This is a genomic window from Rhodococcus sp. NPDC055024 (genome assembly GCF_053608585.1).
On sequence record NZ_JBSGVT010000003.1, the window covers coordinates 131,498 to 146,538 of the forward strand.

Consider the following 15,041-nt stretch of genomic DNA (forward strand, 5'->3'; position numbering starts at 1 on the left):
GGTGCAGGTCAGGTTCGGGACCTGGAGTCACGCGGGGGTCGTCCGAACAGCAACCAGACGAGCGCTCCGAGTACGGGTACCGCAATCACCAGCGCGCACCACCAGAATTTGCCGCCCGAACGGTCGAAGTCGGTGCGCACGATCGCCACGAGCGCGCTAATCGTGATGAAGATCCAGGCAAGAACGAAGACGGTGAAGGTGATGTCCACCCAAAGCGGAATGGTGGGGTTGTGGGTCGTTTCGTTCACTCTTCCAGACCACTTTCGACAACTGTGCCTTGATGAAACAACACTCTCCATCGATTCTCGGCGAACCGCCAGATGGATGATCGCTCGGTAACCCGATGCGCCTGCGCCAGCCGATACGTCACCAGATACAGGTCCGGAGCGATTGGGTTCAGCGCAGGTCGGTCGACCTTCCATCCGAGTTCGGCCGCGTCGTTCAGTTCGCCGCGGAGTCGCCGGGTCTCGACTACCGACTGCACGTAGTCGCGGGTGTATCGCGCACCGGAGGCTCCGATTTCCCGGAACTCCGGGTCGACGACCGCATCGAACTCGTCTCGCGACATGGCTACTCGCGTCCGGTGAAACAGAGGTTCGAACTCCATCAGCTCGTCGAGAATCAGGCGCAACCCGTGCGGGGCCGTCACGACTGCTCCGAGAACTGCGCCCTCATCTCCATACCTATCTCCGCGTGGCGCAGGAGGAAGGCCTTCTCGTCATACCCCTTGCGCCGCAACCAGAGAGTGACCTCGCTGTTGCATTTGCTCGCATTGCACGAGCGGCAAGCCGGTGCGATGTTGTCGAGTGTGTAGCGCCCACCGCGGGAGATCGCGAGCACGCAGTCACGCTGCGGCGACTCGTCCGGCTCACCGCAGTACGCGCATCCACCCCAGGCCGCTTTGAGCGCGGACCACTGCTCGACGGACAGGTCGTGCTCCACCAGATCCATCCGGCGTTTCCGTTTACGCGCGTATCTGGCTTTCCGGGTCCGGTTGACGGGCATTAGGCCATGCTATCGCTGTGTGATGTTCACTCCGGGTAGCGCCGCGGGGTGAACACCTGACGGCCCGAACCGGTTTCGACGACCGTCGTCATCGAGGAGCCGACGATCAGCAGAGTCCGCATGTCGATCTCGGAAGGCTCGAGCTCACCGAGGGTGACGACCCGAACGGATTCCTCGGCGCCTGCAACATCGCGACCGATGACAACGGGAGTCTCAGGGGAGCGGTGCTCGAGCACGAGGTCCTTCATCGCCTGGACCTGCCAGGTCCGGGACTTCGACGCCGGGTTGTAGACCGCAAATGCCATGTCCGCGGCTGCAACTGCCGAGATCCGGCGTGCGACGACATCCCACGGCTTGAGGCGATCGGAGAGGGAGAGCACCGCATAGTCGTGCCCGAGGGGAGCGCCGACGCGGCTGGCGACAGCGTTTGCCGCCGTCATGCCGGGAAGGATGCGGACCGGGACGCCGCTCCACTGGTCTTCGGCGGCAACTTCGAGAACTGCTGCAGCCATGGCGAATACGCCGGGATCTCCCGACGAGACGACAGCTACGCGGGCGCCGTTCTTCGCGAGGTCCAGCGCCATCGCGGCGCGTTCCGCTTCGACGCGGTTGTCGCTGGAATGGCGACGCTGACCTGGACGCGTCGGCACGCGATCGACGTAAGGGCCGTAGCCGACGAGGTCGGTGGCCAACGAAAGCTCATGCGCCACTTCAGGTGTGGTCCAGGCGGTATCGCCCGGCCCGAGTCCGACCACGACCACCTCGCCGCGAGACTCGGTTGCCGGTCGAGGGTTGTTCGACGGGCTCGGAACGATGGCGATCGAGAAGTACGGAACTCCGTCCGGGTCGACGTCGGCAGCGGATTCGACGCGTTGACGTGTGGTGCTCGCACGCTCGACGTAATGGGCTTCACCCAGGCGGCCGGAATCCTCGAGCGATTGCAGGACCGGCGGGAACGTGCGTCCGAGCTTGAGGATGGCGGCGGCGTCGGTTTCCTTGAGCCGTCTGGTCAGCTCGGCCTGCGGCAACGTGCCGGGCAGGATCGTCAGGATTTCTTCACCCTCGACCAGCGGCTTTCCGAGTGCAGCCGATGCCGCGCTGACGGAGGTGACACCGGGAATCACCTCGGCGTCGAAGCGATCGGCCAGCCTCTTGTGCATGTGCATGTAGGAGCTGTAGAAGAGCGGATCGCCGGCAGCGAGCAACGCGACGGTTCGACCGGCCTCGAGGTGAACTGCCAACCGCTCGGCAGCCGCTTCGTAGAACTCGTCCATCGCGCCCTGATATCCGCCGGGATGATCAACGGTCTCGGTGGTGACGGGGTAGACGAGATGCTCTTCGATCTGCCCTTCACGCATGTACGGCGCTGCAACGCCGCGGGAGATGCTTTTGCCGTGCCGCGCAGAGTGGAACGCGACCACGTCTGCCTCGCCGATGACGCGGGCGGCCTTGACAGTCACCAATTCGGGATCACCGGGGCCGATTCCGACACCCCAGAGCTTGCCTGCGCTCATTCGACTTCGCTCGCAATCGCATTGACGACCGCCGCAGTGATCGCGCTTCCGCCGCGTCGGCCGCGGAGCACGAGATGATCGATTCCGCTGGCGTGTTCGATGAGAGCTTCCTTCGACTCGGCAGCGCCGATGAAGCCGACCGGACCTCCGACGATCGCGGCGGGACGGGGCGCTCCGGCTTCGATGAGATTCAGGAGATGGAACAGTGCGGTGGGTGCGTTTCCGATCGCGACAACAGCGCCCTCGAGCTTGGCTCCCCACAGTTCGAGGGCAGCGGCCGAGCGAGTGTTGTCGATGGTGGACGCCAGCACGGGAACCCGAGGATCGCCGAGGGTGCAGATGACGTCGTTGCCGGCGGGCAGGCGCTTGCGCGTGATGCCGGCCGCCACCATCTGGGCGTCGCAGAAGATCGGCGCGCCGTCGCGCAGAGCGGCACGCGCGGCAGAGACGACTCCGGGAGTGAAGGCGACGTCGTCGACGAGATCGACCTGGCCACTTGCGTGAATCATGCGAACTACAGCTTGCGAGACATCCGCCGGGAAACGGCTCAGGTCGGCTTCGGCCCGAATGGTGGCAAAGGACTGGCGATAGATTTCCGCGCCGTCACGGATGTACTCGATCATGTGCCACACGATAGAGGCATCACCGATTGGCCGGATTCACCCGGTAACCGTCACCCGTCGCAACCACATCCGCTACGTCCCCGCGGGGACGTCCGCAACTGCGCTCGCACCCGGCCCAGTGCTGCCGTCCGACGACGGGTAGCTCTGCTTGCTCGACGGCGTTGATCGCGTCGGTGCGCACGTCGGCGAGTGACTTCTCGCATCCCGGACTTCCGGTGCACGCGGTGACGTCGAGCCACGGCGAGTTCTCGTCGAAGATCAGTCCCATGGGGGCAAGCACTCGGACTACCTGTTCGGCCGCCCATTCTTCGAGGTCGAAGATGTGCACCGATCGCCACGGCGTCACGACGACAGGCTTGTCGACGGCGGCGAGGAACTCGGCCAGCCGAGCGTCGAGCAGCCCGAACCGCAGGCCGCCGCCCAGGGCGACCGTTCCGTCTCGCTGCTCGAGCCACCCGATGGTGGGCCGTGCATCCGGCGTGAGATCCGCCTCGCCGATGGACTCGGCGCTCAGGCCCAACTGCTCGAGGGTGCGCTCGATTCCGTCCGGAACCTCAGCCAGCCGCCAGTGCTTGTCGCGAACCTCGAGGAACGATCGAGCCGCCTCGAGGAGCAACCCGACGGCGTCATCTGCATGTACGCGGTGAGTGGTGTGGTGACCGGCGAGCACCAGGGAATGCTCGGTGGCGCTGTGCGCATGGAGTCCGAAATCGCCTCGCAGCCCAGTGATGTCTCCGCGTCCGTCGTCAAGGGTGAACAGCGTTCGCCCCGGCAGATCCGCCAATGCCTGATCCGCTTGGATGGCCGAATCGAGACGGTGGACCAGTTCACGAATGTCGGCGACGCCCCCGATACGGCCGGACAGTGGGGACGCGAGAATGTTGCGTACTCGCTCGTGCGTCGCGGACGGCAGCAGACCCGCCGACGCGATACGCGCCGCGAAGGCTTCGGGATCCGAGACCGAGCGCAACTGAACGTTGCCCCGCGAGGTGAGTTCCATCTGACCGTTACCCAGATCGCGCGCCGCGTCGGCAAGCGTCTGCAATTGGGCCGGGGTGAGGAGACCGCCGGGGAGGCGCACGCGTGCCAGTGCGCCGTCGGCGGCGTGGTGAACTTGCAGTGCACCCGGGCACGCGTCTGGCTGTGAACGGTCCGTGGGCATGGCTCCAGGGTACGACCTGTCATGAGTGCCTTCTGCGGACCGGTAGCATCACCACCACCAGTGACGGCAGTTGAGGAAACCGGTGAAAGTCCGGTGCGGTCGCGCCACTGTGAGTGTTCTTTCGAACGGAATGTGTTTCCGCTCGGAAACACGAGTCAGACCCTCAACCGCCGTCGATGACAGATCTGTGCCACGGGGCGCGAAACCCCAGGAAGGCTTCACCCGTGATTCTTCTGCTCTCCACGTCCGACACCGATCTGCTGAGCGCCCGCGCCAGCCAGGAAGCCGGCGACGGAGTTTCCTACCGCTGGGCCAACCCTTCCCGCTTGCTCGTTTCGGAAGACTTGCCGCCGCTGCTCGACGGCGTCGATCTCGTGATCGTTCGTATCCTCGGCAGCCGTCGCAGTTGGGAGGACGGCCTGGACATGGTCCTCGCCTCCGGACTCCCTGTCGTCGTGCTCGGCGGCGAGCACGCACCGGACGCCGACCTCATGGAGTGCTCGACGGTCTCCGCCGGCGTCGCTGCCGAGGCCCACAATTACCTGGCCGAGGGCGGCGCGCAGAATCTGGCACAGCTGCACCACTTCCTGTCCGACACCGTCCTGCTCACCGGCCACGGGTTCGAACCGCCGGCCCACCTGCCTTCCTGGGGAATCGCGGATTTCGCGCCCGATCTCGACTCGGCGACCGGTCCCGTCATCGCCGTTCTGTACTACCGCGCTCAGCACCTGGCCGGAAACACCCGGTACATCCAGGCGTTGTGTGACGCCGTCGCCGAGGCTGGTGGCACAGCGCTCCCGATCTACTGCGCATCACTACGAACCGCAGAAGCCGAACTTCTGACCACTCTCCGCCGCGCCGACGCCATGGTCGTGACAGTTCTTGCTGCCGGTGGCACCAAGCCCGCGACGGCGTCCGCCGGTGGCGACGACGAAGCCTGGGATGTTGCCGCACTCGCTGCTCTCGACGTCCCGATCCTGCAGGGTCTGTGCCTGACCAGTAGCCGCGCCACCTGGGACGAGAACGACGACGGACTGTCTCCTCTCGACGTCGCGACCCAGGTCGCGGTGCCGGAGTTCGACGGTCGCATCATCACCGTCCCGTTCTCCTTCAAGGAAATCGACTCCGACGGACTGTCCACGTACGTCCCTGACGTCGAGCGCGCTGCACGTGTCGCCGGGATCGCGGTCCGTCACGGCAAGCTGCGCCACATACCCACCACCGAGCGTCGCGTTGCCCTGATGCTCTCGGCGTACCCGACCAAGCACGCCCGCATCGGCAACGCCGTCGGTCTCGATACTCCGGCGAGCGCAATCGACCTGCTCACTGAAATGCGTTCTGCCGGTTACGACCTCGGTCCGGTCGACGGTCCGGACGCAGTTCCCGGCCTGGCGGCGAAGGACGGCGACGCGCTGATCCATGCCCTGATCGCGGCCGGCGGCCAGGATCCCGACTGGCTCACTGCCGAGCAGCTCGAGGGAAATCCGATCCGAATCTCGGCAGCAAAGTACCGCGAATGGTTCGCCACGTTGCCCGAAGAGCTGCGCAGCGGCGTCGAAGAGCATTGGGGCACAGCGCCCGGCGAGCTGTACGTCGATCGCTCGCAGGATCCGGACGGCGAAATCGTCATCGCGGCACTGCGATTCAACAACGTCGTGCTCATGGTCCAGCCGCCCCGGGGATTCGGCGAAAAGCCCGTCGCGATCTACCACGACCCGGATCTGCCGCCGAGCCATCACTACCTCGCGGCCTACCGCTGGATCGCGGCGACGCCTGATGCAGGTGGATTCGGTGCCGACGCGGTTGTGCACCTGGGCAAGCACGGCAACCTCGAATGGTTGCCGGGCAAGACGCTCGGCATGTCCAGCAACTGCGGCACCGACGCAGCCCTGGGCGACCTGCCGCTGATCTACCCGTTCCTGGTCAACGACCCGGGTGAAGGAACACAGGCAAAGCGTCGTGCCCACGCGACGCTCGTCGATCACCTGATCCCGCCGATGGCCCGCGCGGAAAGCTACGGCGACATCTCCCGTCTCGAGCAACTGCTCGACGAGCACTCCAACATCTCCGCACTGGACCCGTCCAAGCTGCCGGCCATTCGCCAGCAGATCTGGACGCTGATGCGGGCAGCCAAGATGGACCACGACCTCGGCCTCGCGGAGCGTCCCGAAGAAGACGTCTTCGACGACATGCTCCTGCACGTCGACGGTTGGCTGTGCGAGATCAAGGACGTCCAGATCCGCGACGGCCTGCATATTCTCGGCCGTGCACCAGAGGGCGACGCCGAAATCGAACTGGTACTCGCGATGCTGCGTGCCCGTCAGATGTGGGGCGGCGAACAGAGCGTCCCCGGTCTGCGTGAGGCCCTCGGGCTCAGCGAAGACGGCGACGAGTCCCGCAACCGTGTCGACGACATCGAGGAAAAGGCGCACGCTCTGGTTCGCGGCATGTACGACGCCGACTGGAACCCAGCCGCTGCAGAACAACTCAGCGACGACGAGACCGTCGTGAAGATCCTTCAGTTCGCCGCCACCGAAGTGGTTCCGCGTCTGCGGCAGACGAACAACGAGATCAAACAGGTCCTGCATGCGCTCGACGGCGGTTTCATCGCCGCCGGTCCGAGCGGCTCGCCGCTGCGCGGCCTGATCAACGTTCTCCCCACCGGTCGTAACTTCTACTCGGTCGACCCCAAGGCAGTTCCCTCACGTCTGGCATGGGAAACCGGTCAGGCGATGGCCGAGTCGCTCGCCGCTCGCTATCTCGCCGATCACGGCGAGTACCCGCGCTCGGTGGGTCTGTCCGTGTGGGGCACCGCCGCCATGCGTACCTCCGGCGACGACATCGCCGAAGTGTTTGCGCTCCTCGGTGTTCGCCCCGTCTGGGACGAAGCAAGCCGACGCGTCGTCAACCTCGAAGTCATCGATCTCGAAGAACTGGGCCGACCGCGCATCGACGTCACCGTCCGCATCTCCGGATTCTTCCGTGATGCGTTCCCGCATGTGCTCGCATTGCTCGACGACGCCGTTCAGTTGGTGGCGGCGCTGGACGAGACGGACGAGCAGAACTACGTGCGCGCTCACGCGCAGGCCGACCTTGCCGAGCACGGCGACGCCAGGCGTGCGACCACCCGTATCTTCGGTTCGAAGCCCGGAACCTACGGCGCCGGCCTGCTGCAACTGATCGACTCCAAGACCTGGCGCGGTGACGACGACCTCGCCGAGGTGTACACCAACTGGGGCGGCTTCGCGTACGGCCGTGGGCTCGACGGAATCCCGGCAGCCGACGACATGCGCAGCGCATACCGTCGAATCAACGTGGCGGCCAAGAACACCGACACGCGTGAGCACGACATCGCCGATTCGGACGACTACTTCCAGTACCACGGCGGCATGGTTGCCACCGTGCGCGCGCTGACCGGAAAGTCACCCGAGGCGTACATCGGGGACAGCACTCGCCCGGAATCGGTTCGTACACGCACACTTTCGGAAGAGACCGCCCGTGTCTTCCGGGCGCGCGTGATCAATCCCCGCTGGCTCGACGCCATGCGCCGCCATGGGTACAAGGGTGCATTCGAGATGGCGGCGACGGTCGACTACCTCTTCGGCTACGACGCCACCACCAACGTGGTGGCCGACTGGATGTACGAGAAGCTCGCCGAGACCTACGTTCTGGACGAACAGAACCAGAAGTTCATGACCCAGTCGAACCCGTGGGCCCTGCACGGAATCGCCGAGCGACTCCTCGAAGCTGCAGAGCGCAACATGTGGGAGCACCCCGAGCAGAAGACACTCGACGGTTTGCGTCAGGTGTACCTCGAAACCGAAGGCGAACTCGAGGGGGAGTAGATCTCGAAGATCACCGTAGGTCCGGGCGCTGAAGTATGTCAGCGTCCGGACTTGATGATCTGCGCGATGTTCCGCTCCGCCAGAGCGGTGATTGTCAGTGAGGGATTGACAGTGCCGGTACTTCCCGGAATTGCGGCGCCGTCCATCACGTAGAGGCCGTCGTAGCCCCTGACTCGCCCGTAGCTGTCGGTGGCCTTGCCCAGCACCGCACCGCCGAGGGGATGTGCGGTGAACGAGGAATTGACGTCTTTCGCGAATGGCAACGCGGACGGCAGGGTGGTCCCGGCGAACGCCATCTTGTTTTGAACGGCGCGCAGGGCCTCGACGGTGGCGTCGTTGCCGTTCTTCGGCCAGTTCAACACCACCCGATCGTTGCCGCCGTCGTAAGCGAAGTCGGCGCGCTGTGAGTCGAGAGTCATACCCAAGGTTCCGAGCATGCCGATGTTCACGGGCAAGCCGGGAACGTACCAATTCTCCAGGGAGAGTGGCATTCCTGACTCGTCCACGATGCGCGACGCGGACGGCGCGGCCTGCGCGTTGCCGTCGCTGAAGCCGAACGAGCGCACCATTCCGGCGTCGCCGTTGGTTCCCCAGCCCTTGCCGATGTGTTCGTTGAGGTTCGGCAGCGCGCCGGTCGCCTGGGCGCGGACCAACAGTTCGGACGTGCCGATGGAGCCGGCGCCGAGGAACAACCGGTCACACGTGAGAGTCTTGCGCGCCAGAACGCCGCCCGTCGGATCCGTGGATTCGACGTCGACGACGTAACGTCCATCGCGTTCGCGACTGATTGCGAGCACCTGATGTCCGTAACACACGGTGGCTCGTCCGGTGGCTTCGGCGGCAGGAATGTAGTTCTGCGTGAGGTCGAACTTCGCCCCGTTGGAGTTGCCCATGTTGCTGTCACCAGCGGTGGCCGACGCTCGGATTCGGCCGGCGAGTTCTGCGCGAACGACGTCCCAGTTCCAGATCCCGTCGATCCGCTGCGGATCGAAGCCCGCACGACGAGCGTCCTGATCCCAGCGGCGCGAGTGTCCGAAGTTCGGCGTTTGGTAGATGTCTTCGGGCAACGGGCTCAGACGCAGCATCTGGCGCACTTTGGGGTACCACGTCGCCGTCATCTCGTCGTAGTCGAGGGAGTTGCCGAACACCGCGTCGAAGAATCGGCGCTCGGGGGCGATCATCACGCCGGTGAAGACAACGGACCCGCCGCCGACTGCAGCGCCGCGCCAGACCGAGATGTGTTCGTAGTCGGTGGCATCGAGGACGCCGCTGAAGTAGTCGCACGCCACGGGGAGTCCGGTGAGGTTGGTGAACGATGTTCGCCGGAAAACTCCGCGGCCGTCGGCCAGCATGTCGGAGGTGTGAATCTCTCGCTGCGGATCGTGAGGCCATCGAAGTCCGCGTTCGAGGATGGTGACTTGGGTGCCGCTCTGCGTCAGCCTGAGTGCGGTGGCGCTTGCGCCGAATCCGGACCCGATGACGATGGCTTCGGAATGCTCCGGGGGAGTAGGCGAGGGTACGAACAACTCGGGGACGAGCGCGCGGTAGTGATCAGCACCCATCGGGAGCGCCCGCAGAGGTGCGGGGGCTGCGTGGCTGATCGACGTCGACATGAGCGGTGTCGCGGCTGCAACTGCCGCCCCCACCCCGGCCGCCTTGAAAAAGTCACGACGCTGCATGTCACGGCGCTGCATGTGTAAGTTCGACTCCCCAGTTCGACGGTTTGCCTCAGAATAACTCGAGATGGAGTTTGGGGACGAAACAGCGTGTCGAATGTGCATCGAAACCGGATAAAACGTGCATAAGTGGCAATTTTGATTCGAGGATGAGCGGTCGCCAGATAGTCGCGAAGGCCTGTCGGTGTTCAGCGGGAGGCGCTCGCACCTATCCTCGAGGGGTGAACCCCGACTTCAAGCGTGTCTCCGAGGCCAAGTACGTCCTACTCACGACCTTCCGCAAGGACGGAACGCCGGTGGCGACTCCGCTCTGGGCCGCGCCGGACGGCGACAAGCTCCTGATGTGGACCGTCACCGATTCCTACAAGGTCAAGCGCATCAGGCGAAACCCGTCGGTCACGGTCGCTGCGTGCGATGCTCGGGGAAATCCCAAGGGTGAACCGGTTGCCGCTGTCGCCGAGATCCTCGACGGACCGGGCACCGATCATGCTCGCGACGCGATAGCACGTCGGTACGGAATCCTCGGCTGGATCACCATGAAAGGCAGTCTCCTTCGCCGCGGCAAGACCGGAACGATCGGCCTTGCCATCACTTCGGCCTGACCCGGCGTCACTTGCCGAGCAGATCATCCAAGGCTGTGTCGAACTGCGGATAGGTGAATGGGAAGCCGTTGTCCGTCAACACTTTCGACACGGCATGTCGACCGGTCAGGCCAAGGGCCGCGTCGCTGCGCAGCAGGAACGCGCCAAGCCGGACCATGAAGGCGGGTGTCGGCGGGGCAGGTGGCCGGTGAAGGTGCTTGCGCAGCCCGGCCATCAGTTCTGAATTTCGGACAGGATCCGGGGCATTAGCGATGACCACACCCGAGGCGACCGAATCGGGTTCGAGGGCCCAGCGCACGATCGACAGCCAGTCCTCGATGTGAATCCAACTCGTCCACTGCCTACCCGCGGCAACGCGTCCGCCCAGGCCGAAACGCACGAGCAACAGCAGTCGCTCGAGCGCCGGTGTGCCCTTCTCCAACACGACGCTGGTCCGCAGGATCACTACTCGTGACGTGTTGGCGCCCTCGACCGCTGCCTCCCAGTCCTTTGCGACGTCGGTCATCTGAGGCGGCCCGTCAGCGAGGGGAGAATCCTCGTCCAGCCGGGACTCACCCGCATCGCCGTAGATCGCGAGCGTGCTCGCCTGGATCCAGACCGGAACCGGGCTCGCCAGTAGTTTCGACGCTTCGACCAGCGCACGGGTCGGATCGACTCGGGAGCTGGTGAGCAGTGCGATGTTTGCAAGTGTGGGTCGGCGATCGACCAACTCGCCGGCCAGATTGATCACCGCGGCGCCGTCAAGTTCTCCTGCCCAGTCGCCCACCGTGACGCCGTCCCACTGAACCTGCCTGTGCCTGCCGGGTTTCGGTAACCGAGTCAGGACCACGACGTCGTACCCGCGGCCGGCGAGATCGTCGCAGATCCGGCGGCCGAGAGCGCCGGTGCCGCCGGCGATCACGACCTTCGCCATCACTGCGCCTGACTGACCGAGGACATGTGGAAATCGGGAATGCGCATCGGCGGCATCGCCGTTCGAGTGAACCAGTCTTTCCACTCGCGGGGGAGCGTGATCTCGGTGCGGCCCGCCTCGGTGACCCGCCGCAGGAGATCGAGAGGGCTCTCGTTGAAACGGAAGTTGTTCACGGCGCCGACGATCTTGCCGTCCTCGATCAAATACACACCGTCACGCGTGAGTCCCGTCAACAGCAGAGTCGTGGGATCCACCTCGCGGATGTACCAGAGGGTCGTGAGCAGCAATCCCTTCTCGGTACCTGCGATCATGTCCTCGATCGAGGTGTCGTCACCACCGGTCAGGATGAGATTGTCGCCGGGAACTGCGACGGGTCGACCGAATTCTCGGGCAGCGCGGCGCGGGTAGGCCAGCGCATTGACAACCCCGTCTCGGACCCAGTCGACGGGTTCGATCTCCATGCCGTTGTCGAACAGTGAGACGGATTCGCTCGACGACGTCGTGATCACGAACGGCGCGGACTGCAAGCCCTCGGCCTCGGGGTCGGAGGTCAGCGTGAGTGGCAAGGCGCCGAGTTTCTCGCCGATCCGGGTGCCACCGGTGGAGGACAGTGCGGTGTGCCCCTCTTCGGCGCCGCGACCCTCCATGGTCCACATCAGATAGATCATCAGGTCCGCCACAGCAGATGGCGGAAGAATCGTCTCGTAGCGGCCGGCGGGCAGGCTGACGGAATTGCCCGCCCAGTCGAGTCGAGTGGTCAACTGTGACAAGAGCTTCGGTATTGAAATGTCGCTGAAATCGACAGTTCCGGATCCGACCCAGGCACTCGCGTCGCCGCGCTTGCCGTTGATTTCGACTGAGCCGGTGGCCTGAGCCGTTCTGCGTCGCACGCCTGTCGAGGTTCCGAGCCAGGTGGTGTGCAACTGGTGGTGGGCGAAGCCGAACAACTGGTCACTGCCGTCGAAGGCCTTCGACAGGTCGACAGCCAACTGAGCAAAGACACCGATGTCGGTCAAGGCGGGCGGCAGGTCCCAGTCGGTTTCCGCCGCCGATTGGGTGATCAAGTCGGATGCGTCGTCAGCGGGAGTGGCTGTGCGAGCAGCTTCTTCGCTTGCCTGCACGAGCGCGGAAATCTGCTCCGGATCGACACTGCTGGAACTGACAGTGCCCACCTTCGCGATGTCACCTTCGCGCACGATCGAGATCACAGTCCACGTACGGGACAGTGAGACTCCGTTGGTGGTCATCGAATTGTTGGCCCACCGCAGCGACGCTTCACTGGCGTCGGTCACGATCACCAACGATTCGTCTACCGTCCTCGCGGCCAGTGCACGCTCGACGACCTGCTGCGGATCGATCACTGCTGAGCCTCCGAACGGGTATTGAGGATGTTGACTCCGCGGAACAGAGCGGACGGGCAGCCGTGGCTGACCGCCGCAACCTGACCGGGTTGCGCCTTGCCGCAGTTGAATGCGCCTTGCAGTCGCCAGGTCGACTCTCCGCCGACGGCTTCCATCGAGCCCCAGAAATCTGTCGTCGTCGCCTGATACGCCACGTCACGCACCTGACCGTCGAGCTTTCCGTCACGGATCTTGAAGAACCGCTGACCGGTGAACTGGAAGTTGTAGCGCTGCATGTCGATCGACCAGGACTTGTCACCGACGACGTAGATGCCGTTCTCGACTCGTGAGATCAGGTCTTCGGTCGAGGTGTCCGTGTGAGGGTCGGGGGAGAGCGAGACGTTGGCCATACGCTGGATGGGGACGTGATGTGCGGAGTCTGCGTACGAGCATCCGTTGGAACGCGTCAGTCCCAGCCTCGGTGCGAACACGCGATCGAGTTGATACCCGACCAGTGTTCCGTCGGCGACCAGATCCCACCGCTGAGCGGCGACGCCGTCGTCGTCGAATCCGACGCTGGCCAGACCGTGCTCTTGGTTTCGATCGGCGGTCACGTGCATGAGCGATGTTCCGTACTTCAGCGTTCCCAGCTTGTCCGGCGTCGCGAACGACGTACCGGCGTAGGCCGCTTCGTAGCCGATTGCCCGGTCGTATTCGGTGGCATGTCCGATGGATTCGTGGATCGTGAGCCACAGATTGGTCGGATCGATCACGAGGTCGGTCGGGCCCGCTTCGACGGTCGGTGCCTTCGTTTTTTCGGCCAGCCACTCCGGTATCCGGGCGAGCTCGTCGCCCCAGTTCCACGTGCTCTCCGCCCCGAGATACTCCCATCCGCGCCCGACCGGCGGAGCCAAGGTACGCATCGATTCGAAGCTGCCGGCCGACTTGTCGACGGCTGTGGCTTCGAACTCGGGGTGCAGACGCACCCGTTGCTGGGTGATCGACGAACCGGCCAGATCCGCGTAGAAGGTCTGCTCCTTGACCTGGAGGACGCTCGCCGTGACGTGATCCACGCCGTCAGCGGCTTGAAGCCGCCCGGAATAGTCGACCAGCAGAGCTACCTTGTCGGACGTCGGTGTCGCGAAAGGATCTTCGAGGTACGGCGACACCCACGTCGCGTCGGCGTAGACGGGCTCGTCGGCGAGGGTGACCGGATCACGATTGAGTGAGCGCAATGCCTTCGCAACCTCGACGGCTTGGCGCGCCAGCGCAGCCGCGACGTCAGGGGACACCTCGGCGTGGGAGGCGAATCCCCAGGTGCCGTCGACGATCACACGGACGGCGACCCCGATCTCGTCTCCGTCGGACACGGCCTGAACTACGCCGTCGCGCAACCTGATCGACTGTGTGAGCACGCGGTGGACACGAACGTCGGCGTGCTGGGCTCCGGCGGTTCTTGCTGCCGACAGCGCCGCGTCGGCGACGACTCGCAGCGGGAGGGCGAGGAAATCTGCATCGACATCTCGGGTGACGGTCACGCACACGACGCTAGTCGACGACCGCCGATCTCAGCCGAACTGCTGCCATCCGAGGCGGATCACCATGGCGATCACGACAACCAACAGCGTGATCCGCACGAACCCGGATCCCTTGCTCAACGCCATCCGCGAACCGATGACCGCACCGAGAACGTTGCAGACTGCCATAGCCAAACCCAAACTCCACCAGACATGTCCGGTGACGGCGAAGTACGTGAGCGCGCCGAAGTTGGAACCGAGATTGATCACCTTCGCCATCGCTGCGCTGCGGACGAATTCGGTTCCGAGGAAGGTCGCGAAGCTGATGATGAGGAACGTGCCCGTGCCAGGTCCGAGCAGACCGTCGTAGAGGCCGATGAGTCCGGCGGAGAGCAGCAGGACGAGAACGGTCTTGCGCTGCGTCGGACGATGAGTGGCGATGGTGGTTCCCAGCGTCGGACGCATGGTCACGAAGACGGCGACAGCGACGAGGACGACCATCACGATCGGAATGAAGTATTTCTTGTCGATCAGTGAAACGGCTGCCGCGCCGCACGCGGCTGTCACCGCAGCCAAGGCAGCTGCCGGAGCCAGCTGCCGCCACTCCATCGGGATTCGCCGGGAGAACGTGTACACCGCGGCGCTCGTCCCGGTGAAGGCCGTGAGTTTGTTGGTGGCCAGGGCCGCCTGCGGGGTCAATTGGGGCGCGACCAGAAAGAGCGCGGGCAACAGAATCAATCCGCCGCCGCCGACGACAGCGTCCACCCAACCCGCCGCCGTCGCTGCCGTCATCAGCAGTCCCCAATCAGCAATATCCACGGCGGTGACTCTTTCACAGCTGTGA

At 64.7% G+C, this 15,041-nt stretch carries 13 protein-coding genes and 1 riboswitch; of the genes, 2 read left to right on the forward strand and 11 right to left on the reverse strand.

All coding sequences use genetic code 11. The annotated features are described in order from the left end of the window. Window positions 1-8: 8 nt before the first annotated feature. Genes ACWF6P_RS09510 through cobG form a run of 6 tightly spaced genes read right to left on the reverse strand, consistent with a single transcriptional unit; the run spans window position 9 to window position 4,304 of the window. Window positions 9-248 carry a PLDc N-terminal domain-containing protein gene (locus tag ACWF6P_RS09510; protein ID WP_452620865.1) on the reverse strand — a complete coding sequence of 80 codons (240 nt, stop codon included), beginning with the start codon at window positions 246-248 and terminating at the stop codon, window positions 9-11. Next, a complete protein-coding gene (locus ACWF6P_RS09515; protein ID WP_452620866.1) occupies window positions 245-649 on the reverse strand; it encodes a nuclear transport factor 2 family protein in 405 nt (134 codons plus the stop codon). Before ACWF6P_RS09515 ends, ACWF6P_RS09510 begins: the two co-directional genes overlap by 4 nt. Beyond that, window positions 646-1,005: an HNH endonuclease gene (locus tag ACWF6P_RS09520; protein WP_378446033.1), complete on the reverse strand. Its 360-nt coding sequence runs from the start codon at window positions 1,003-1,005 to the stop codon at window positions 646-648. The genes ACWF6P_RS09515 and ACWF6P_RS09520 overlap by 4 nt, the downstream gene beginning before the upstream one ends. 26 nt (window positions 1,006-1,031) lie before the next feature. Further along, a complete protein-coding gene (gene cobJ / locus ACWF6P_RS09525; protein WP_452620867.1) occupies window positions 1,032-2,519 on the reverse strand; it encodes a precorrin-3B C(17)-methyltransferase in 1,488 nt (495 codons plus the stop codon). Then, window positions 2,516-3,142, reverse strand: coding sequence for a precorrin-8X methylmutase (locus tag ACWF6P_RS09530; RefSeq protein WP_007729839.1), 627 nt, complete (start codon window positions 3,140-3,142; stop codon window positions 2,516-2,518). Before ACWF6P_RS09530 ends, cobJ begins: the two co-directional genes overlap by 4 nt. Window positions 3,143-3,161: 19 nt before the next feature. Continuing rightward, window positions 3,162-4,304, reverse strand: coding sequence for a precorrin-3B synthase (gene cobG, locus ACWF6P_RS09535; protein ID WP_452620868.1), 1,143 nt, complete (start codon window positions 4,302-4,304; stop codon window positions 3,162-3,164). Window positions 4,305-4,355: 51 nt separating this feature from the next. Then, a riboswitch (cobalamin riboswitch) is annotated at window positions 4,356-4,489 on the forward strand. Window positions 4,490-4,528: 39 nt separating this feature from the next. Here cobG and cobN point away from each other — a divergent pair. Then, entirely contained in the window at window positions 4,529-8,149 is a 3,621-nt protein-coding gene (gene cobN, locus ACWF6P_RS09540) for a cobaltochelatase subunit CobN (protein WP_452620869.1), read from the forward strand. Between the two features lie 38 nt (window positions 8,150-8,187). Here cobN and ACWF6P_RS09545 read toward each other — a convergent pair whose 3' ends face one another. Beyond that, window positions 8,188-9,843: a GMC oxidoreductase gene (locus ACWF6P_RS09545; protein ID WP_452620870.1), complete on the reverse strand. Its 1,656-nt coding sequence runs from the start codon at window positions 9,841-9,843 to the stop codon at window positions 8,188-8,190. Window positions 9,844-10,046: 203 nt separating this feature from the next. Between ACWF6P_RS09545 and ACWF6P_RS09550 the strand changes: the two genes are divergently transcribed. Next, on the forward strand, window positions 10,047-10,427 hold the full coding sequence (locus ACWF6P_RS09550; RefSeq protein WP_378446028.1) for a PPOX class F420-dependent oxidoreductase: 381 nt from the start codon (window positions 10,047-10,049) through the stop codon (window positions 10,425-10,427). Between the two features lie 7 nt (window positions 10,428-10,434). On the opposite strand, the gene ACWF6P_RS09555 is transcribed toward ACWF6P_RS09550, so the two are convergent. Genes ACWF6P_RS09555 through ACWF6P_RS09570 form a run of 4 tightly spaced genes read right to left on the reverse strand, consistent with a single transcriptional unit; the run spans window position 10,435 to window position 14,989 of the window. Continuing rightward, window positions 10,435-11,340, reverse strand: a complete 906-nt coding sequence (locus ACWF6P_RS09555; RefSeq protein WP_452620871.1) for an epimerase — start codon at window positions 11,338-11,340, stop codon at window positions 10,435-10,437. Then, window positions 11,340-12,701, reverse strand: a complete 1,362-nt coding sequence (locus tag ACWF6P_RS09560) for a metallopeptidase TldD-related protein (RefSeq protein ID WP_452620872.1) — start codon at window positions 12,699-12,701, stop codon at window positions 11,340-11,342. The genes ACWF6P_RS09555 and ACWF6P_RS09560 overlap by 1 nt, the downstream gene beginning before the upstream one ends. Further along, window positions 12,698-14,218 (reverse strand): TldD/PmbA family protein, encoded by a 1,521-nt coding sequence (locus ACWF6P_RS09565; RefSeq protein ID WP_452620873.1) that lies wholly within the window; start codon window positions 14,216-14,218, stop codon window positions 12,698-12,700. Before ACWF6P_RS09565 ends, ACWF6P_RS09560 begins: the two co-directional genes overlap by 4 nt. Window positions 14,219-14,248: 30 nt before the next feature. Next, a complete protein-coding gene (locus tag ACWF6P_RS09570; protein WP_452621003.1) occupies window positions 14,249-14,989 on the reverse strand; it encodes a TSUP family transporter in 741 nt (246 codons plus the stop codon). Window positions 14,990-15,041 lie beyond the last annotated feature (52 nt).

Bases quoted from the DNA above. Each gene is read 5' to 3' on its own strand.
- ACWF6P_RS09570 (WP_452621003.1), bottom strand. From the start codon at position 14,989: ATGACGGCAGCGACGGCGGCGGGTTGGGTGGACGCTGTCGTCGGCGGC.
- ACWF6P_RS09520 (WP_378446033.1), bottom strand. From the start codon at position 1,005: ATGCCCGTCAACCGGACCCGGAAAGCCAGATACGCGCGTAAACGGAAA.
- ACWF6P_RS09545 (WP_452620870.1), bottom strand. From the start codon at position 9,843: ATGCAGCGCCGTGACATGCAGCGTCGTGACTTTTTCAAGGCGGCCGGG.
- cobJ (WP_452620867.1), bottom strand. From the start codon at position 2,519: ATGAGCGCAGGCAAGCTCTGGGGTGTCGGAATCGGCCCCGGTGATCCC.
- ACWF6P_RS09555 (WP_452620871.1), bottom strand. From the start codon at position 11,340: ATGGCGAAGGTCGTGATCGCCGGCGGCACCGGCGCTCTCGGCCGCCGG.
- ACWF6P_RS09530 (WP_007729839.1), bottom strand. From the start codon at position 3,142: ATGATCGAGTACATCCGTGACGGCGCGGAAATCTATCGCCAGTCCTTT.
- cobG (WP_452620868.1), bottom strand. From the start codon at position 4,304: ATGCCCACGGACCGTTCACAGCCAGACGCGTGCCCGGGTGCACTGCAA.